Source organism: Bacillus sp. G402 (assembly GCF_051172515.1).
Lineage (GTDB): Bacteria > Bacillota > Bacilli > Bacillales > Bacillaceae > Bacillus > Bacillus altitudinis.
Window position 1 is genome coordinate 550,066 of sequence record NZ_JBPIZC010000002.1, and the last position, 20,203, is coordinate 570,268.

19 protein-coding genes and 1 pseudogene are annotated in these 20,203 nt (G+C 41.3%); 10 read left to right on the top strand and 10 right to left on the bottom strand.

The window, feature by feature from the left end; genetic code table 11:
* Positions 1-112 precede the first annotated feature (112 nt).
* Positions 113-1,720 carry an SWIM zinc finger family protein gene (locus ACSBQP_RS11395; RefSeq protein WP_017360013.1) on the top strand — a complete coding sequence of 536 codons (1,608 nt, stop codon included), beginning with the start codon at positions 113-115 and terminating at the stop codon, positions 1,718-1,720.
* Positions 1,707-4,484: a DEAD/DEAH box helicase gene (locus ACSBQP_RS11400; RefSeq protein WP_008343293.1), complete on the top strand. Its 2,778-nt coding sequence runs from the start codon at positions 1,707-1,709 to the stop codon at positions 4,482-4,484. The genes ACSBQP_RS11395 and ACSBQP_RS11400 overlap by 14 nt, the downstream gene beginning before the upstream one ends.
* A 72-nt stretch (positions 4,485-4,556) precedes the next feature.
* Here ACSBQP_RS11400 and ACSBQP_RS11405 read toward each other — a convergent pair whose 3' ends face one another.
* The 3 genes from ACSBQP_RS11405 to ACSBQP_RS11415 all read right to left on the bottom strand — a co-directional run bounded on the left by ACSBQP_RS11405 (position 4,557) and on the right by ACSBQP_RS11415 (position 7,107).
* Positions 4,557-5,345: an STAS domain-containing protein gene (locus tag ACSBQP_RS11405; RefSeq protein ID WP_017360015.1), complete on the bottom strand. Its 789-nt coding sequence runs from the start codon at positions 5,343-5,345 to the stop codon at positions 4,557-4,559.
* Positions 5,346-5,498: 153 nt separating this feature from the next.
* Entirely contained in the window at positions 5,499-6,359 is an 861-nt protein-coding gene (locus ACSBQP_RS11410) for a Cof-type HAD-IIB family hydrolase (protein WP_025208115.1), read from the bottom strand.
* A gap of 391 nt (positions 6,360-6,750) precedes the next feature.
* Complete coding sequence (locus ACSBQP_RS11415) at positions 6,751-7,107, bottom strand: hypothetical protein (RefSeq protein ID WP_025208116.1); 357 nt, start codon at positions 7,105-7,107, stop codon at positions 6,751-6,753.
* 117 nt (positions 7,108-7,224) lie between these two features.
* Here ACSBQP_RS11415 and ACSBQP_RS11420 point away from each other — a divergent pair, with 117 nt between their 5' ends.
* A complete protein-coding gene (locus tag ACSBQP_RS11420) occupies positions 7,225-7,635 on the top strand; it encodes a YwpF-like family protein (protein WP_003215215.1) in 411 nt (136 codons plus the stop codon).
* 224 nt (positions 7,636-7,859) lie between these two features.
* On the opposite strand, the pseudogene mscL reads toward ACSBQP_RS11420, so the two are convergent.
* Positions 7,860-8,256 (bottom strand): annotated as a pseudogene (mscL, locus tag ACSBQP_RS11425) (large conductance mechanosensitive channel protein MscL).
* Between the two features lie 126 nt (positions 8,257-8,382).
* Positions 8,383-8,817: a 3-hydroxyacyl-ACP dehydratase FabZ gene (gene fabZ, locus ACSBQP_RS11430; protein WP_007497564.1), complete on the bottom strand. Its 435-nt coding sequence runs from the start codon at positions 8,815-8,817 to the stop codon at positions 8,383-8,385.
* 219 nt (positions 8,818-9,036) lie between these two features.
* On the opposite strand from fabZ, the gene ACSBQP_RS11435 reads away from it, so the two are divergent.
* Positions 9,037-10,092: a tetratricopeptide repeat protein gene (locus tag ACSBQP_RS11435; protein WP_008343319.1), complete on the top strand. Its 1,056-nt coding sequence runs from the start codon at positions 9,037-9,039 to the stop codon at positions 10,090-10,092.
* A gap of 14 nt (positions 10,093-10,106) precedes the next feature.
* Here the strand turns inward: ACSBQP_RS11435 and ACSBQP_RS11440 are convergent, their stop codons facing one another.
* The 4 genes from ACSBQP_RS11440 to spoIIID all read right to left on the bottom strand — a co-directional run bounded on the left by ACSBQP_RS11440 (position 10,107) and on the right by spoIIID (position 13,395).
* Positions 10,107-10,925, bottom strand: a complete 819-nt coding sequence (locus tag ACSBQP_RS11440; RefSeq protein WP_007497568.1) for a flagellar hook-basal body protein — start codon at positions 10,923-10,925, stop codon at positions 10,107-10,109.
* A 30-nt stretch (positions 10,926-10,955) separates the two neighbouring features.
* Entirely contained in the window at positions 10,956-11,795 is an 840-nt protein-coding gene (locus tag ACSBQP_RS11445; protein WP_017360018.1) for a flagellar hook-basal body protein, read from the bottom strand.
* Between the two features lie 134 nt (positions 11,796-11,929).
* Positions 11,930-12,931, bottom strand: a complete 1,002-nt coding sequence (mbl, locus tag ACSBQP_RS11450; RefSeq protein ID WP_007497573.1) for a cell shape-determining protein Mbl — start codon at positions 12,929-12,931, stop codon at positions 11,930-11,932.
* A 185-nt stretch (positions 12,932-13,116) separates the two neighbouring features.
* The gene (spoIIID, locus tag ACSBQP_RS11455; protein WP_008343327.1) at positions 13,117-13,395 is read right to left on the bottom strand and encodes a sporulation transcriptional regulator SpoIIID; all 279 of its coding nucleotides are present in this window, start codon (positions 13,393-13,395) and stop codon (positions 13,117-13,119) included.
* A gap of 347 nt (positions 13,396-13,742) precedes the next feature.
* On the opposite strand from spoIIID, the gene ACSBQP_RS11460 reads away from it, so the two are divergent.
* The 3 genes from ACSBQP_RS11460 to ACSBQP_RS11470 all read left to right on the top strand — a co-directional run bounded on the left by ACSBQP_RS11460 (position 13,743) and on the right by ACSBQP_RS11470 (position 16,068).
* Entirely contained in the window at positions 13,743-14,156 is a 414-nt protein-coding gene (locus ACSBQP_RS11460; protein WP_026050165.1) for a MarR family winged helix-turn-helix transcriptional regulator, read from the top strand.
* A 15-nt stretch (positions 14,157-14,171) separates the two neighbouring features.
* Positions 14,172-15,359, top strand: a complete 1,188-nt coding sequence (locus ACSBQP_RS11465) for an MFS transporter (RefSeq protein ID WP_007497577.1) — start codon at positions 14,172-14,174, stop codon at positions 15,357-15,359.
* 109 nt (positions 15,360-15,468) lie between these two features.
* On the top strand, positions 15,469-16,068 hold the full coding sequence (locus ACSBQP_RS11470; RefSeq protein WP_008343330.1) for an undecaprenyl-diphosphatase: 600 nt from the start codon (positions 15,469-15,471) through the stop codon (positions 16,066-16,068).
* Positions 16,069-16,101: 33 nt separating this feature from the next.
* Here ACSBQP_RS11470 and ACSBQP_RS11475 read toward each other — a convergent pair whose 3' ends face one another.
* Positions 16,102-17,493: an MFS transporter gene (locus ACSBQP_RS11475; protein ID WP_435028426.1), complete on the bottom strand. Its 1,392-nt coding sequence runs from the start codon at positions 17,491-17,493 to the stop codon at positions 16,102-16,104.
* Between the two features lie 176 nt (positions 17,494-17,669).
* Between ACSBQP_RS11475 and ACSBQP_RS11480 the strand changes: the two genes are divergently transcribed.
* From ACSBQP_RS11480 to ACSBQP_RS11490, 3 genes are read left to right on the top strand one after another with little or no spacing between them, the layout of a single operon-like run.
* Positions 17,670-18,557 carry a transporter substrate-binding domain-containing protein gene (locus ACSBQP_RS11480; protein WP_144683479.1) on the top strand — a complete coding sequence of 296 codons (888 nt, stop codon included), beginning with the start codon at positions 17,670-17,672 and terminating at the stop codon, positions 18,555-18,557.
* A gap of 41 nt (positions 18,558-18,598) precedes the next feature.
* Positions 18,599-19,276, top strand: coding sequence for an amino acid ABC transporter permease (locus ACSBQP_RS11485; protein ID WP_007497584.1), 678 nt, complete (start codon positions 18,599-18,601; stop codon positions 19,274-19,276).
* A gap of 10 nt (positions 19,277-19,286) precedes the next feature.
* On the top strand, positions 19,287-20,027 hold the full coding sequence (locus ACSBQP_RS11490) for an amino acid ABC transporter ATP-binding protein (protein ID WP_035389775.1): 741 nt from the start codon (positions 19,287-19,289) through the stop codon (positions 20,025-20,027).
* Positions 20,028-20,203 lie beyond the last annotated feature (176 nt).

Genomic DNA, 20,203 nt, shown 5'->3' on the forward strand with positions numbered 1-20,203 from the left:
CATTCGACAGCTTTTGAAATTTATGACCATTTTCATGAAAAACTTTTTTATAAATCACCATTGAGCTATAATAAAAGAATTGGAATCTTTTACTTGGTTAGGAGCGGATCAAATGCTTCAGCACAACATCAACGAAGAAGAAATCAAACAAACAGCCGAACAGATCAAAGAACTTCTTCCTGCAACAGATGAAAACAAGCAACTCATCAAAAAAGCATTGATTACTTATAGACAGGACAGCGTATATCGGCTCAAGCAAGAGTCTGATACCGAATGGTCAGCTTATGTACATGATGTCGTGGCAGCAAGAGTCCACCTTCATGTGCTGTTTCCAGTGAGAAGCAGCTGCTCATGTCCAGCTGATGGACTATGTAAACACATCCTCGCTGTCTTCTTTTCGCTATACGCTCAAGTAGAGAGTGTGACCGGCTTTACAGAAAATTGGTCAGAGAAGGATGAATTACAGCGCAGCAAAGAACTCATTCGCCAGCACTTCCAAGTGAAGCGCCCAGATGAACAATCACTTCAGAGCTGGCTGAATTTTTTCCAGGAGGAATTTCACCTCTGGCTGAAACGGACACCGAAGCACCAGCAAACACCACAACATTTGTATTACGGCTATTTATCGATCCTGAAAAAACACGCACCCACTTCACCTGAATTCAAGAGTTTGTATGCGATTCATACGTCCATCGATGTGTGGTTAAGGCTCCATGAGCTAATCGACCTCGGCCGCCTTGATGCCGAAAAAGACTTTTATTCAATGAATCCATATGTAGAACAGCTCATGAACACCATTTTTGATTCAGTGGATCATTTGAGGACATACGCCCTTTCCTTTTCCCTCGATCCGTTTCTTGAAAACACACCAACTGCCGTTCGGACACTTCTTCAAATCAGCGGACCTTTCCAGCATGAACGAGTTGCGGTCTTTATGGAAATGTGGGGAACTATATTAAATAGAGGGAAATGGGTCAAAAAAGAAACAGAATTACTCAAGAGCGCCCAACAGCAGGAGCAAACGGTTGAGCGCACCATTGGGCTGATGCATATGGATTATTTGCTAAAAGAAGACGAAAGACTTTTTCAGCAATTAAAATTGCTCAATGCAGATATGCTGCCAAATGTGCTCAATTGGCTAAAGGATCTCACAAACCGCAAGGACTGGAAGCGTCTCAAACTTTGGTATCAAGAGATCACATATGTATTAGAAGAATATTGCCAGCTTGACCTATCTTATAGAGAACTGCGTGGAGCCGTCAGCGATTTCTTCTTTTATTTAGACGCGTACTTTAAACAGACGAAAGATCATTTCTTGTATGAACGCTATCTCCAAATCTGTATGCCTTATGCATTTACTGAATATAGTCAGCTCTTATATGCACAAGAACGCTATGCAGAATGGATTGAAATACACAGCCTCGTTGGTTTCTCCATCAGTGAATTGGAGAAAGAACTGATCAAACAGATTGCAAAGGAAGAGCCTGAAGCACTCATTCCTTCGTACCACCGGGAAATCTCACTGCTTCTCGATCAAAAGAATCGAAGTGCTTACCGGGAATCTGTGAAAATGCTCAAAAAACTGCGTACGCTTTATCATAAAACGAAAAAAACCGCGGTGTGGGAAAGATATGTACAGCAGCTGCAAGATTCAACAAAACGGCTGCGTGCGTTCCAAGAGGAAATGAAGAAAGGAAAATTAATTGATGACACGCCATAAACAAATTGTCATTCATGCAGAACAAACCGAAGATTTCTCTTTCACCATTTCAGCGCAAGCAGAGGACGGACAGCCTGTACCGCTAAATGAAATGAAGAGGCAGCTTTTCCAATGGCACGAATCATCTTTTTACGGAACATTCTTAGAAGATGTGAGCTTTATTGGCACACCTGCCTTCCTGTTAAGTCCTTGGATGACCGTTGAATTGCTAGGGAAAAATTCATTCAATACTTTCAGCCATGTGACGTTAACGGATGAAACAGAGCCGCTTATGAAAACAGCCTCAACCATTTACGAATTCATCGAGGATGAAGATTTTGTCCCAGATTTCGAGGCATGGACACAAGGCATGCTTCGCTTTAAAGACAAAGAAGGTCTGTTAGATGGCTACACAGCTGATTGGTTCTCCTTTGCCGTACAGGATTACATTCAGTATGATGATGCCCTGCAGCACAAATGGAACCGAATGACTGCACAATCGCCTGCTCTTTCCTCCTTCCAAGGACATTTTTTAGATGAACAGGATTTCTTGGAAACGATCGGCTGGATTGATGATGAGACGCCTTTCACTGTCGGCTTGCGTTTAAATGAGCCTGATTTCGACGGGGATGATTGGAAAATTGAATTGTTTTTGCGTGATAAGAAAAACAGTGATCTGCATTTCTTTGAAGGCATCCGTTCTTTAAAAAAATCATGGCGTCCGTTTCAAGAAAAAATCACCAGAGAGCTGGAGCGGTTCGGTCAGATTGTCCCTTGGCTCTCATTCACATCTGGTACCACCCTCATGTCAGAAGAAGAAGCGTGGCTCTTCCTATCTGAAGCGAGTGAAACACTTGTGAACATGGGGATTGAGATCCTGCTCCCATCATGGTGGCAGATCGTCAAAGAAAGCACCATGATGCTAAAAGCACGGATTTCCTCCACACCACGAGGCGAATCGCACGTTGGAATGGATGCCCTTATGGACTTTAATTGGCGCTTTGCCACAAACGGTATTGAGTTGACAGAAGATGAGTTCAACGAGCTTGTTCAAAGTAAACGTCGTCTTGTCAACATTCGTGGACAATGGATTAAAATCGATCCGACCTTTATCCAGCAAATGAAGAAATGGATGGAGCGCGCTGAGAACGAAGGACTTCATATGTCGGATATTTTGTCGCGTGAACTCGCAGACCAAGAGGCCTCTTCTGAGTCGATTCCTGAGCTACTAGACAGTTCGGCCTTTGCCCATATTCAATTTGAACTTTCGTCTCAATTACGAGGGCTTGTTCATCAGTTAAATGATACACAAGAGCTGCCATCCTACGAGATGAGTGAGTCCTTTAAGGGCACACTGCGCCCGTATCAGCAGCACGGTGTCAACTGGCTTCTGTTCTTAAGGTCTCATGGATTCGGGGCTTGTTTAGCAGATGATATGGGTCTTGGAAAAACGATTCAAATGATCGCTTATTTCACCTATTTGAAGGAGCATCAACAAGACGCCGCTCCATCTCTCATCATTGCACCGACTTCCGTATTAGGGAACTGGCAAAGAGAGCTTGAAACATTCGCACCACATTTAAATGTCGCTCTGCATTATGGACCGTCACGTCCACAAGGTGAGAACTTTACAAAAGCATACGAGTCAACAGATATCGTCCTCACTTCGTATGGTCTCTCACATTCTGACCGTGATGAATTAACAGCAGCCAAATGGAATACCATTTGCTTAGACGAAGCCCAGAACATTAAAAATGCCCATACGAAACAATCGAGAGCCATTAGGCAATTAAAAGGACAGCACCACATTGCCCTCAGCGGGACACCGATGGAGAACCGTTTGACAGAGCTTTGGTCTATTTTCGACTTCGTGAACAAAGGATATCTCGGCAGCCTGACCAGTTTTCATAAAAAGTTCGTCCTTCCGATTGAAAAAGACCGTGAAGAAAAAAGAATCCAACAGCTACAGCAGCTGATCAAGCCATTCTTATTAAGACGAACAAAACAAGATGAAGAAGTCGCACTCAATCTACCAGAGAAACTAGAAGAAAAAGAATTCATCCCGTTATCTGCAGAGCAGGCATCTTTATATGAACAGCTGGTCAAAGATACATTCGAACATATGGCCTCATTAACAGGGATGCAGCGGAAAGCCATCATTTTAAGTATGCTTGGCAGACTCAAACAAATTTGCGATCACCCTGCCCTTTATTTAAAAGAGAGCGGAACAGATGTGAAATTGTTGAAACGTTCATTAAAAATGGATAAATTAGCAGAGCTGTTAAAAGCCATACACGAACAAGGAGAAAGCTGCCTCATTTTTACGCAGTATATTGAAATGGGCAACATGATCAAACAGCTCGCCGAAAAGATGTTTGGAGAACCAGTTCAATTTTTAAATGGGAGCTTATCAAAACATGATCGGGACAAAATGGTGGAACGCTTCCAGAAAAAAGAGTTCAACATCTTAATTCTTTCTTTAAAAGCAGGAGGAACCGGACTAAACTTAACCGCCGCCAATCATGTCATTCACTACGATAGATGGTGGAATCCTGCTGTAGAAAACCAAGCAACAGACCGTGCTTACCGCATCGGGCAAAAGCGGTTTGTTCATGTCCATAAGATGATCACAACCGGCACGATAGAGGAAAAAATTGATCAAATGCTCGAAACAAAACAAACGTTAAATGATCAAATTATCCAAAGTGAAAGCTGGATTACAGAGCTGTCAACGAACGAACTAGAAGATTTATTCACGTTAAGTGCAGCCGCTCAATCATCGTAATGACAGCAAAAAGAGGACTTTTCTCAAACTTGATGAAAAGTCCTCTTTTTTTAATCTCATCTAAAGGAATGCTTAAATTTGCAGCTTTTTCAATGCAGATTTCACATTCATATACGTGTTCAACTCACGGAAGTCCTCTCTCATTTCTCCCATTTTCATCGCAAGATTTGGTTTAATACCTGTCACGATCAGTTCTGTGCCAGTCATTAAAATCAAATCATTCAGCTTAAAGATCGCATCCGCCACAAATGAATCCACCTCTAATAAACCAGACAGATCCACAATGAAGTAATCGTCTTTGGATTGAGAGATATAAGTGGAGACTGTTGAGATGATTTTATCAAATCTTGGCGCTGTTAACGTACCTATGATCGGCAGGACAGAAATACCATCCTTCACCGGAACAATCGGGACAGAAATATTCAATACTTCATCAATAGATTGCTCAAGAAGCTCTTGCTGTTCCTTCTCTTTCGTAACATCCTTTTGCAGACCAACGAAATAAAGGCGTTTCCCTTCATTTTCATCAATCCATAGAGGCGCCACACTTAATTCGTTCCAAAACATTTGACCGGATTTTTTATAGTTTTTCAACTGAACAGTGACAGCCTCTTTGTTCTCAATGGCTGCCCTAATTTGTTTGAGAGCAATCTGTTCAGTTTCATCTCCTTGAAGGAAACGACAGTTCTTTCCTAATACTTCGGTTTCTTGATAGCCTGTCATATCTAAAAAGCCCTTGTTCACATATATTAAAGGATTATCAGGTAAAGACGGGTCCGTCACCGTCAGGCCAACCTGAGTATAGTCTAAGGCTTCCTTGATTAAATGCAGATTGTCGGACTTATAAGATTCCAGCGCCATTCGTTTACTCTCCTTAACTTCCTTACAAGCGGGTTATATTCATAATTAAATTATATGATGTTCCATAGCGGGTGTAAATAGAAGTAGTTCTGAATTCCTCTTTTGTAGAATGCGCTTCACCCTATGTCATTTATACAAATACATACGATTCAATTATTTCAAAAGATGTTGAATCATATGTGCCACCCCATGTTCATCATTTGTTAACGTGACGTGATCAGCTAATTCTTTTATATCCTTTCTCGCATTCCCCATTGCAATTCCAACCCCAGCTGCCCGAATCATCGATTCATCATTTAAACTGTCTCCTACAGCCGCTGTTTGGCTTAATGGAATACCGAGCTTTTCTGCCAGCCTGGTTAACGCCTGCCCTTTCGACGCTTCCTTTGCACCAATTTCAAAGTTATGATCAGCCGAACTAACCAATGTTAATTCAGAATCATGTCCAAACGCATCCCATCCGGCTTTCAATCTGTCTTGAAAAAATGAGAAACCTAAGATGTTATAAAACGAAAGATTCTGATCCTCACGAAACAATTCTTGATATGTATCAATATAAGCAAAACCTGACTGGCTGTATTGAACTTCAGCCGCTTGCTCAAGAACACGCTGATCCGTTTCTGGATTTGCACTCTTTAAGCGGTCCATTTCTATCGCCAGAAGCTCTCTGCCGCGGTTTGGTGTGTAAATGGCTTCATTCGTAAACACTTCATAGTAATAATCACGCTCCTCAAGCCATGATAAGATGTGTTTTGCTTTTTCTTCTTCTAGAACAGCCGAATGATATACCTGACCTTTGGGATCATGAATCACAGCTCCATTTGCACTGATGACCCACGTATTCATCCCAAGCTGATCAAAAATAGATTTCACATCAAAATACGCTCTTCCTGTTGAAACGACAACCTCAATCCCACTCGCCGCTGCTTCCTTTAACGCCTGCTCGTTTTCCTGACTCACTTTGTGCTCACTGTTCAATAAAGTTCCGTCTAAATCCGTTGCGATTAATTGAATGTTTGTCATCGGTCTCTCCTTTTTTGCCTGCATTTTCAGTTGACCTTCCGTTTATCAAATCCATCATCATTATGAAATGAGTATCCACTATTTGCAAGGGATGATCGGCTTATCAATGAATATAAGAGTACCCGGTCACGCTACATGACCGGATACGCATAAGGGGATTCACAGGGGACACATGACTGATACAAAGAAACCTTGGTTCTACTATTACGCAGTGAATATGTGTACAAGACAAAGTCTATCAGCTATAGCTAGAGGGGGGCCGCGAGATGATAGACCTTTGCCTTTTGCCTCCTTTCCTTTCAGCTAACCCTAGTCTACTGAGAAATAGCACAAGAGACAAAAAACGAAAATGACAAAATCGTTCTTCAAATTCTTTATTTCCTCAATCATTTTTACTTTTTACCGCTTGCGTATAAAACATCATCTTATTTTGTTTGACGAAATACTTATTTTTCATAAATTGATAAAAAACATCTGAATGAATCCAATTACTAGAAGGCATGTGAATATAGTCAGACCCGTCCCACGCGAACCAATAAAAACAAAGCCTTCCATCATGAATTGACAATTGAAATTCAAAACAGTCCATTTGATCGTCTGTCACGTATTGAAAAGTGAGGGACTCCCCTTCTTCCATATACACATCACAAAATGAGAGAATATCTCCCCATGTATAGACCCTCACATTGCTTTCCTTTTCCTCACCAATCTGTATGTTTCGAAGTTGATAGGACTCCATAAAACATCTCCTTTCACTTATATGCAGCTAGTTCTGAGTAGGCAGCGGTTTCATTTATACAGATGTTGTATGCTATAATGATACTTACGAATAATGAACGCTTGTGAGGTGATAAATATGAAAACCTTTAGGCTGATTGATTTAAAAATCGAACTTGATCCAAAGCAAGATAAAATGTCCAGCATTCCCCTTCGTGACGGCTTAATCATTAATAAAGAAGATGGCGAAAATCACTGGATGATCGAGGCACTGATTCCAAAGAAGCATAGACAAGTGTTTGAGGTGCTCTTCCAGCAGCATACAGAAGTAAAGATTCTCGTGACGATTACAAAAGAAAACAACCGCCCTGTTCATCTATCGGTCCAAGTCAAAAACATCGTTGCCTTAGAAGAAAACATATCTGTATTACTCGACGGTAAAATGATCACAAATCGTTACAGAACAGAAACCGAAGAAGTATTAAAAGACCTCGTCAAAGAGGGGCTGTCAGGAGAAAAACTGCTGGATGCTTTTAAACAGAACACATAAAAAAAGAGCGGGATGAGCCGCTCTTAGATGATTGACAAAGGGCTAAAATGAACTTTATTTTAGCCCTTTGTCTTCCTTTTCAGTGTGATAGAAAACCTTTGAAGTCTAGGAAGGGCGAGCACCGGAGCAGAGCGAATTTAATATTCGTGAGCACCGGAGCACAGCCCTGACAAAGAATGCGAGGGTTTGTCTACACGCTGAGAGCGGGATGAGCCGCTCTTTTTCTATTGCACATCTTTCGATTGGCTTTGATTTTTCAATAAATCTCTAATTTCGGTTAACAACACTTCCGTTTGATCTGGCGTTTCAACCACTTCTTCTTCCTCTACCTTTTTCCGTTTTAATTTATTTAAATAACGAATAAAGATAAAAATGGAAAAGGAGATAATCAAGAAGTCGACCACTGTTTGAATGAAACTTCCATACAAAATTTGAGCAGAACCGATTTTAATAGACAATCCACTAAAATCATGCCCCCCCAACAATAATACCAACAAGCGGCATAATTAAATCATTCACAAGAGAAGTGACAATTTTGCCAAATGCTCCCCCGATGATGACACCGACAGCCAGGTCAATCACATTCCCCTTGACGGCAAACTCTCTAAATTCTTTCAGCATTGTTTATCACCTTCATCTTTTTTTGTCTAATATGACGTTTTTTTGTCAAAAAAGCAAGTCCTTATCCGCTTGGGCTGAATGTTTCCATATAAAAAACGGTTCATACAAGATGAACCGTCAGACATATTACGATACTTTCGGACCGATAGAAAATGTCAGTTCTGCTTCACATGCCACTTCGCCATCTACTGTTGCAACTGCTTTTCCTTTGGCAACTGGACCGCGAAGACGCGTGACTTCAACCTCTAAACGTAGCTGATCGCCGGGCTTGACCTGTCTTTTGAATCGGCAGCTGTCAATCCCTGCAAACAAACCAATTTTCCCTTTGTTCTCTTCTTTACCTAACATGATGACCCCAAAAACTTGAGCGAGCGCTTCTACAATAAGCACACCTGGCATGACGGGGTATCCTGGGAAATGGCCATTAAAAAATTCTTCATTTACTGTGACATTTTTGATTCCAACCGCTCTTTTCTCACCATCAACTTCTAAAATACGGTCAACCAATAAAAATGGATAACGGTGTGGAATAATGTCTTGAATTTGCTGAGCATCAAGCATGTCTTGATCTCTCCTTCTTTTCTATATCGCTAATCTTCATTTGATTCCTATTGAAGTATATTATGAATGCAGTCATTTTTCAATGTCTAGCCAACAATTATGGTAAAAAATAACATCTATTATTACCTATTGTCATGAAATATAATCCACTCTACACTCATCGTTTTTTCACAAATATGGTAATATATATTACATCATTGATTGAATAAGAGGGTAAAAATGAATTTTATAAGCGATAAATCCATTAAAAAACTTCTCCATTCGTGGTATACAATGCTAAAACATCGACACTTTTCGAAGGCTGAAGAGATCAAAACGTCCTTAACCAAATATAAACGTAGATTGTCAAAGAAACAGGAGCTTCATTTACATTATCAGCTTATGCTTTTTCGCCATCAGCTCTGGATGAACCAAACAGAAGACTTAGAAAAACTGAAGCATGAACTCATGCTCCACAAAGATCAAATGAACGATCAACTACAATATTATTTTTACTTTTTTCTCGGTTTATACGAATCTTTAAAGAGCGATCAAAATGATGCCATTCATTATCTTGAAAAAGCAGAAGAGAAACTGCCCCTGCTAGACGATGAGCTAGAGGAAGCAGAGTTTCATTTCCGTACAAGTGGTGTTTATTATAACAACCGCTATTCACTGTTATCCATTCGACATGTTGAAAAAGCCATGAATATCTTTGCAAAGCACGGGGATATCCACAGCATTTATCGGTGCAAAATTGTGCTCGCACTTAACTTTAGTGACCAAAAAAAATATGAAGAAGCAGAAGCTATTTTTATTGAAATTATCGAATACGTGAAAATGATTGATGACCAAGAACTGCTTGGTATCGTGTATTATGACGCTGGTTTTATCAAGTCAAGACAAAACCGTCATAAGGAAGCACTAGAATACTTTAAAAAAGCGCTTCGGCTCCCAGCATACCGGAAATCTGCCCACTCCTATGTATCGTGTCTCTATGAAACTGTGCGTTCCTGCTTTAAAGAGAATTTAACTGATGAAGGAATGAAATATATTCAAAAAGGGCTAAAAGAAGCCGTTGATGCCCAATTTGATCTATTAAGAATCAAGTTCCAAATTTTATTCCTTCTCTACAGCCAAACGCCCAAGGCAGATGAACAGATTGCTACACTCGTCACATGTCTTGAACGAAAAGAAGCCTGGATTGATCTTGAAGATCTGCTTGCAGATGTCTCAGATTTTTATAAAAAAAAGGGCGACTTTGAGCGAGCCGCCTTTTTTATCATGAGAGGCTGACATCCGCCTGCTCATTATCGAATGGTATTAATGAGTCCTAGCATCTGATCGCCCATCGTAATGGTTCTTGAGTTCATCTGATACGAACGCTGTGTTGTCATGAGGTCTGTTAATTCTTTAGACATGTCCACATTCGACGTTTCAAGTGCACCTTGCTGAAGTTGAATGGCCTGACGGTTTGCCCCATTCAGTGCCGTTAAAGCGCCTTGATAGTTGCCGTCGACTGAGAACAAATTTTCTCCTTCAGAGATGAGTGCTGAAGAATTATTCACTTGAACAACCCCAAGATTCACCTGCTGATTCGGTTGATTGCCTCGAGAAATAGCTGTAAGCCGGCCATTTTTATCGATAGAAATATCACGGAAATTCGCATTTAAGACAATCTCATTCCCGTTTTCGTCAAGAATCGGATGGCCTTCGCTTGTCACCAGCTGGACTTGATTCCGATTATTTCCTGGCTGTAAATAAAGAGAGCCATCTCTTGTATACCGGATGTTACCGCCAGCATTGACCTGCAAATACTGAGATGGCGCACCAAATGCAACATCAAGGTCACGGCCTGTTTCTTTAATAGAACCTTGCAATGAGTTAATGGATGCATTGACCATCGTACCAGTTCCAAGCCTTAAACCAGCAGGTGTCAGACGACTGTTTGCCACCTGCTCATTTTTTTCATCTACCTGATTAAACTGTTGTCTGACCAGCTCTGAAAAACGGGTGTTTTTCGCACGATACCCTGTTGTTTCACTGTTTGCGATGTTATTACTAATGATATCAAGCTGCTTTTGCACCTCGTTCATCGACACAGCTGCATTGATCATCGTTCTAAGCATGAGAATCCTCCTCTCTCTTTCATTTCTTCATTAATACACTCTTCCGATTTCATTCACTGCTTTTTCTAAACTTTTATCATATGCCTGAACCACTTTTTGGTTTGTTTCAAACGCGCGGTAGGCTGTTGTCATTTCTGTATATGATTTCGTCACATCAACGTTCGACAGCTCTGATACACCTTGGCTTAATGTATAGGACATTTGACCGTTATTGACCGCACTTGGAAGAGGTTGGTTATCAGCTGTACGGTATAAATCATTTCCTTCACGCGCAAGGTTTCTTGTATCCATTGCAACACGTACATCAATTTGTCCAAGGTTTTGTCCGTTTTCACTCACGGTTCCATCTGCGTTCACTTTGAAATTCTCACTTTGAACGGTAATCGGCTGGCCCGTCACGGAAAGAAGGGCACGTCCATTGATCGTCAACTGATTTTGATCATTCAATGTAATGGAACTGCTTTTCGTATAACGAACGCCTTCTGGTGTATTCACAGCATAAAAAAGCGCTGACTTTTGATTTGTCTCCGGGTTGATGGGTACATTATTTTCTACTAATGCGATATCCGTTGTTTGATCCGTTGTTTTTAATGTTCCTTGTGTAAATTGGGGAATCAATTCCTGCATGTATGTTCCCGTATTAATTCCGCCAATCGCCGTTTGCTGCGGGATACTAAAGCCTTTGCCTGAAGATGTTTGGAAACGTCCTGATTCCATTCGGCTTAGCAGCATTTCTGGAAATGCGCGCATGGCCCCTTCATCTGCTTTATAGCCTGGAGTATTCGCATTTGCGATATTATTTGAAAGCATTTCTGTCCGCCGCTCTTGAGCGATCATGGCAGATGTTGCGGTGTATAGTCCTTTTAACACGTGCTCACCTCATTCAAATTCTTTCACATGACCTAAAATCATCAGTACACAATCTTCTATGAAATATATCGGCATATTGGCAGGCTTCTTTAATAAAAATCCCCCATTCTTTCTAAAAAGAATGAGGGAAATCATTAGCTGAGTTTACGCTTTGGCAGCTTGTCCATATTATCAAGCATCACGCCAGTACCAACTGCTACACAATCCATTGGATTTTCTGCAACGAAAACTGGTACTTTCAGCTCTTCTGCAAGCAATTGATCAAGCCCGTTTAGAAGCGCTCCGCCACCAGTAATGATGACGCCGCGGTCAATGATATCAGCTGATAATTCAGGTGGTGTTCTTTCAAGAACTTGTTTCGCAGCCTGAACAATGGCAGATACAGATTCACGTAATGCTTCTTCTACTTCTTTGCTTGTGACGGTAATCGTTCTTGGTAATCCTGTCACCATATCTCGTCCACGAATCGAGATCTCTTCGTGACGTGCGTCTGGGAATACCGTTGCAACTTGGATCTTAATGTCCTCTGCAGTTCGCTCACCGATCAACAGCTTGTACTCTTTTTTGATGTAGTTGAGAATTTCCAGATCAAATTTGTCTCCAGCCATTTTAATAGAAGAGGCGGTTACAATGTCACCCATCGAGATGACAGCGATATCTGTCGTTCCGCCTCCAATATCTACGACCATGTTTCCACTTGGCTGAAAAATATCCATACCAGCACCAATTGCTGCTACTTTTGGCTCTTCTTCAAGAAATACATGCTTCCCGCCGCTTTTTTCAGCAGCTTCTTTGATTGCCTTCTGCTCAACAGATGTAATGTTTGTCGGGCAGCAGATGAGCATACGCGGCTTAGAGAACAGCCCTTTCACATTCAATTTGTTAATAAAATGCTTGAGCATCGCTTCAGTTACTTCAAAATCAGCAATTACGCCATCTTTTAATGGACGAATCGCAACAATATTCCCAGGCGTACGTCCAACCATACGTCTCGCTTCTTCTCCAACAGCTAATACTTTCCCACTGTTTTTATCAAGAGCGACAACAGATGGTTCATTTAACACAATTCCTTTTCCTTTGACATGAATCAGTACATTTGCAGTACCAAGATCAATTCCAATATCCCTAGCAAACATCTATATATATCCTCCTTGAAAATCTGTTTCCATAGCAAATACCACATTCTGCCCTAATTATATATTCTATCATAATTTGCAGAAAAAAAGATATTTCTTTACAAAAGTCTTTACAAAATTTGTGGTTAGAAACTACCGATAAGAGGAAGATATATATATCATGTTTATGAACAAAGAACTAAAGCTTACTGTTTTACAGGCTCACCTTCTAAAATTTCTTCTTTTTTATACTTTAACTTTGTGGCTTCTCCCCCTCGCAGGTGACGGATTGATTTATGATAATCCAGTATCTCCTTCACTTCGTTAGCCAGATCTGGATTAATTTCTGGCAGTCTTTCTGTTAGATCCTTGTGTACAGTACTTTTAGAGACTCCAAATTCTTTCGCAATTACACGAACGGTTTTCTTTGTCTCCACGATATACTTTCCTATCTTGATTGTTCGCTCTTTGATGTAATCGTGCACACCACTCGACCTCCCTAAAATGGATGTGAGAAGTGTGAAATGAGATCCGTATCAATATTATCCATTTTCAGCGGCGCTTGTTCGTCTTAATTTCTCATCCATTAGGTAGTAAATGCCAAACACGATCCCTCACCTCAAACACTCTCTTTGTCAGGTTTGTAACAGTGTATTAGCATTGCATAGGGAATATGCTAAAAATGAAGATGGGACAAGGGATTTATCAGAAAAGACAAAACAAAAAATCATTTCGAGTGGCGAAAATTTTCACTTTACAAGCATCGGTGTAACACGTAAAATAGGAAAGGTGAATTTATTTACCTAGATAAATAATGAATAAAGGTGAGCCTATGGATACGTTAAACAGAGAGTGTTTACATCAAATACATCAAAGCGCGCGGCTGCTGTCTAAAAAAGCGAACGAAGCGCTTGCTGCTTATGACTTGTACATGTCCCAGTGGACTGTACTTTTTTGTTTGGATACATTCGGCCCTAAAACGCAAAAAGACATTTGGACCTATTTGAACGTCGAAGCACCGACGATTACCAGAACCGTGACACGTCTAGAAGCAAACGGCTGGGTGAAACGAGTCCAAGGAAAAGACAAACGTGAGAATCTCATCGTCATGACAGACGATGCAAAAGCAAAGTTTAAAAAAATCAAACAGACGATGGAACAATTTGAAGAAGAATGTCTTTCAGATTTTACCTACGAAGAAAAACAACTCCTCCATACACTTTTACACAAATTATCAACTGAATAGGAAGTGACTTACACCATGAACGAACGCATTTGGACAAAAGACTTTATCATGATTGTCCTGGTGAATTTATTTACATTCACCTCTTTTTATGCCCTTTTGACACTACTCCCCATATACACAATGGATGAATTAAATGGAACAGAATCACAGGGCGGCCTCCTTGTGACGGTCTTCTTATTATCAGCAATTGTGACAAGACCATTTTCAGGGGCCATTATTGAGAAATTCGGCAAGAAACGCATGGCGATTTTTTCTTCAACGGCTTTTGCCCTGCTCACTTATTTATACATTCCAATTGATCAATTCCAAACACTTCTCATGTTGCGTTTCGTGCAAGGAATCTTCTTCAGCATTTTGACAACCGTAGCAAGTGCTATTGCAGCTGATATGATTCCGAAACATAAACGAGGAGAGGGTCTTGGATACTTTGTGATGTCGATGAACCTCGCCGTGGTCATCGGTCCGTTTATCGCACTGAATCAAGTCGGAAAAGTAGGATTCCATTCTTTATTTCTGCTCTTTTCCATCATCGTCTCCATCGGCGCAGCTTTCACGATGCTGATTAGACAGCCAGAGCCTGAAAACGGCGGAAGTGTCATCTTTCGATTCACTTTTTCTCACCTGTTTGAAAAAGGTGCTTTAAAAACGGCAGCAGTTGGAATCATTATCTCCTTCTGTTACTCGCCGATCATTTCATTTATTTCAGTCTATGCCAATTCCCTGAACCTAATGGGTGCAAGCAGTTATTTCTTCATTGTTTTTGCAGCTGCAATGCTTGGATCACGTCCATTTACAGGCAGACTGTTTGACCGAGTCGGGCCTCATATTGTGATCTACCCATCTATTGCTCTCTTTGCGATTGGTTTATGGATGCTGACCGCTACACAAACAGCCACCATGCTTCTTTTATCCGGCGCTGTCATCGGCCTTGGCTACGGCTCTTTGGTGCCATGTCTACAAACACTTGCGATACAGCACTCACCAGCACACCGTACAGGCTACGCCACAGCAACTTTCTTTACCTTGTATGATACGGGGATTGCCGCTGGATCCTTTGTCTTCGGACTGCTTGTCAGCTTCACAGATTTTTCAAATGTATATCTCATTGCTGGCGTTGTCGTGTTACTCAGCATGGGCGTTTTTTATTGGAGCGAACGAAAACCGCAAGAAGCAAAAGCACAAAAGGTTTCCCTATCAGAATAGGATACTGTTTTAAACTTCACTGAAAACATGCTAAAATATAGGATATTTCAAATGAACAGATAGGTCTTTTGAAAAATAGTTGGCGTTAAGCGAAAGTATAGGTGATGTTTTGAATTACGAATTGTTTAAAGTCATACACGGGATGGCTCATCATTCTGAGTTTTTAGATCAGGCCATGATTTTCATTACGAAAAAGGCCATTCTCGTATATGCCCTCGTCTTATTGATTTGCTGGTTTTTAGGTAATCACAAATTTAAGAAGCATGTCTTCTTTTCTGGTGTAACAGGCATCGTGGCACTCATCGTCAATTTTGCCATTACGCTGTTTTATTATGAAGAGCGGCCGTTTGTGGCGCACAAAGTCGACACACTCATCCCGCACTCAGCAGACGCTTCCTTCCCAAGTGACCACACAACAGGTGCACTGGCTCTTTCACTAGCCATTCGATCCCGTAATAAAAAACTCGGCAATATTTTGCTTGTTTTTGGATTACTGACAGGGTTCTCCCGCATCTGGGTCGGTCATCATTATCCATTTGATGTATTAGGCAGCTTGATCGTATCGATTGTGGTTGTCTTTATCATGAATAAATTATGGAAGTTCTTTGACTCTCCAATTGACCGTATCGTGACATTTTACGAGAACATTGTGGGCAAAATTTTCAGAAGGAAGCAAAAGGACCAAGGGTCAGACCTGTCCAACTCTTAAGCGGCTTGCGATAAAGTATGGAAGACCTCTCTTCTACTTTATCCCAGCCGCTTTTTTCATTGTTTGTTTTCCTCTGACCATACTCGAAAAATAAAGGCTGACGCTAATGCCGACAAGAGAAATCATGATCAATGTCCAGCCTAATTGGTCAAAATGAGAACCTGCAATTTCCTCACCAAACAGCATGCCAAGCACGGCAGATGATAGAATGGAACCAAGGTACCTGCATGTTTGAAAAAGCCCAGAGGTCGTGCCAATCATTTGTTGAGGGCTCGCTTTTAACATCGCAGCTTGAAGCGCAACATTTCCAATCCCGTAACTGAGTCCAAGCAAAGCAAGAACCAGTCCTTTCCCCCAGAATGGCGCAGGAATAAAAAAGAAAGTCATGGCGGAAGCGCCGGCCAGCATCAGCACAGCACTTGCCAAAACAGGATGCCGTTCATCGCCGCGATCTACCCACTTGCCAGTCAGCGGCGATACCATTATGCTCACGCCAGACATGCAAAGCATAAAGAGGCCCGTCATCTCCACACGCCAGCCCAATTCATCTTGAAAATAACTTGGCAAGCCAAAAAAGAGGCAATAGAAGAAAATATTTAAAATGATAAATTGCACATACACAAGTGAAAGCCGTTTCTCCTGCCTGAACATCCGAATTTGGATAAATGGCTCATCCACCTGATGCTCCCACCATATAAAAGCACCCGCACTCACAAGACAGAGAATGCCCTGCACATACTGAATACCATCAGATAGTGATAATAAAAAAGAAAGCAAAAGGACAATACAAACTGTAAATAGAAACATCCCTGGCAAATCAAGCTTTCGGACAGTGTCTCCAATACGCAATTTTTTCTTCTTCTCCTTAGGAAACAAGGAAAGGCCTAGAAAAAAACTAATCAATATGAATGGCAGATTCACTAAAAAGATCGCCGGCCAGCTGCCGATCGTCATCAAAAACCCGCCAAGTGTCGGCCCGAGTGCTGTCATCGCTGAAGCAAAGATGGACAATACCGCTAAAGCAGAAGCTTGTCGTTCCTTCACATGATCCCGAATCAGTCCAACACCTGAAGGATAGATCGCACTACTTCCAATCGCCTGAAGAAGCCGGATCACAATCAGCACCGCAAAAGTCGGGGCAAACGGCGCACAAATGGCTGAGACTGCCACTAGAACTAGTCCAAATAAAAATAAAGTTCTCCGGCTCATCACATGATCTCCAATTCGTCCACTCACCGGCTGCGTGACCGCACTAGCCAAATAAAAGGTTGAAATGAGCCAAGATACCGTCGTAAATGACAAACCGAACTCATGCTGAATTTGATGCAAGGCTAAAGAAATCATCGAGGAATTCAGTGGATTTAACATCGTGCCAAAAGCAATCGCCGTTAAAAAGACTTTTCGGTTGTTTTTCCATTTGATCATACACCCGCCCCCTTCTTTTGACATACACGTTCTTTGTCTATCTCCTCGTTATTATGAGATTCATTTCCCTTTTTTACCCTTAGCAATTCAAGTTCTCTCTCCGAAAAGCAAGACATACATTCTAAAAAGGGCAAGTGTTGGAAAAGCGCATATAAAATTGAGAATATGAGGAACAAATGGTAAGATGCTACACATATTTAAAAGCCTACTTTCTCCTTATACGGAGAACGGCTGAAAAGGAGGAGAAGCTTATTATTAAAAAAAGACGGTTTTGGGTCCCAGCCCTTTTCTCGGTTGCAGTATTACTTCTGTCTTCGTGCGGTTCAAATGAAACAAATGGGAACGGAGATAAACGTAATTCTACAGCGAAAGGGTCGCCGATTTTGGAAGATGGGAAATTTATTTTTGCAGCATCAGGTGAATTCCACCCATTCAGTTACATGGATGGAAACCAAATGTCCGGCTTTGATATTGATGTCGGCAATGCGATTAGTGACAAGATGGGCCTAGAGCCTGTACAGAAAAAATATAAATTCGCAGGCATCGTCGAAGGCGTCAAAGCAGGTAAATTTGATGCGGCCGTTGCAAGTCATACCATCAACGAGGAACGAAAAAAACACGTCCTTTTTTCTCAACCGTATTACTACTCCGGTCCGCAAATCTTCACAAGACCCGGCGCAGACATTCACAGTGCAGATGACTTAAAAGACAAAGAAATCGCTGTCTCTAAAGGTTCGTCCTATGCGGATATTGCCAAAGAACATAGCGGGCAGGAACCAAAATATTACGACAGTGATGTTGTCGCTTTAGAAGCACTAGCCAACGGCAAACACGATGCGGTCGTCACTGATTTTGCCACAGGTGCAGAAGCCATGAAGAAAAAACTTAAAATTGAAGCACAAGAAAGACTCGGGCAAAGTGAGCAAGCAATCGCTGTCTCTAAAGACAATAAAGAGCTCATAAAAGAAATCAACGATGCGATTGATGCACTCAAAAAAGACGGAACATTAAGACAAATTAGCGAAAAGTATTTTGACGAAGATATTACCGTCAAACAGGATTAAAACCACGATTGTGCGCCTTTCTCTAGGCGCACTTTCTTCAAATGGAGATGATTGTTTTGCCTACCTTATCACACTTTTTTCAAACGCTGATTGATTCTAGAGGCGTTTTCTTAGAAGGAATGCTGCTCACCTTACAACTCACTGTCATCAGTATTTTCATCGGCATGTTCATCGGGCTTTTCTTTGCCTTACTAAAAATATCCCGCGTAGCCGTTTTCGGTTATATCGCAAATGCCTATATCTTCCTTGTACGCGGGACACCACTCATTGTGCAGATTTTTATCCTGTATTTTGGGCTGACAGAATTAAATATACCCGACTTTTGGGCAGCCTCTATTGCGCTTGCCTTCCATAACGGTGCCTATATAGCAGAAATATTTAGAGGTGCGATTCAATCAATCGATCAAGGTCAAAAAGAAGCAGGACGTTCTCTTGGCATGGGGCGATTTCTAACCATGAGACGTATCATTCTCCCGCAAGCGATGCGGCGTGCCCTCCCCCCTCTCGGCAATCAGTTTATTATCGGCTTAAAAGATTCATCACTTGCCGCCTTCATCAGCGTCAATGAACTCTTTAACATCGCCACCACTCAAGGTTCCAACAGTTTTGACAACATGACGTACTTACTTGTCGTGGCTGTCTATTACTTAGTTCTTGTCCTGCTGTTAACATTCGCTGTGCAAACCGTTGAGAAGAAACTTTCAGTCAGTGATCATTAGGAGGAGAAGCATGACAGAATCAAAAGAGATCATTCGTGTTGAAAAACTGAATAAATACTTTGGAGAGCTGCATGTCTTAAAAGATATCGATCTCACTGTATATGAAAATGATGTCGTCGTCTTAATTGGTGCAAGCGGCTCTGGGAAAAGCACCTTGCTCCGTTGTATGAATTTTTTAGAAATAAAAAATGACGGTCAGATCATCATTGATGGCAGTCCCGTTCATCCAAAACGAGATCAATTAAATGAAATGAGGCAGAAAATAGGCATGGTGTTTCAGCATTTTAATCTCTTCCCGCACAAAACCGTGCTTGAAAACATCATCGAAGCACCGGTCATGGTGAAAAAAACAAAGAAAGCACAAGCGATAACTGAAGCCAATATCTTATTAGAGAAAGTCGGACTAGCGGATAAAGCAAAAGTGTACCCTTCAAAGCTATCAGGCGGTCAAAAACAGCGCGTTGCCATCGCACGAGCTCTCGCCATGAAGCCCGATGTCATGTTATTTGACGAGCCTACTTCTGCGCTGGACCCAGAGCTTGTAGGCGAAGTGCTGCAAACCATGAAAAGTCTTGCCAAAGAAGGCATGACAATGGTCATCGTCACTCATGAAATGGGCTTCGCAAAAGAAGTAGCTGACCGAGTTGTTTATATGCATGAAGGACGAATTGTCGAACAAGGTACCCCATCAGAATTATTTGATTCTCCTCAAGAGGAGCGAACCAAATTGTTTCTCAGTTCGATTTTATAGGTCAAACGCCCTTTATTTTTCGTCGTTCATACACGTTTATTCTCATTTTTTACGAACTTTTCATCCATTTATATTGATAATGACCAAAAAACCATGTTAGATAAACTTACATGAATATGTTATATATGACTTTTCTCTCTATAATGAAGAATTAAGAAATCTATTAATTCTGAATG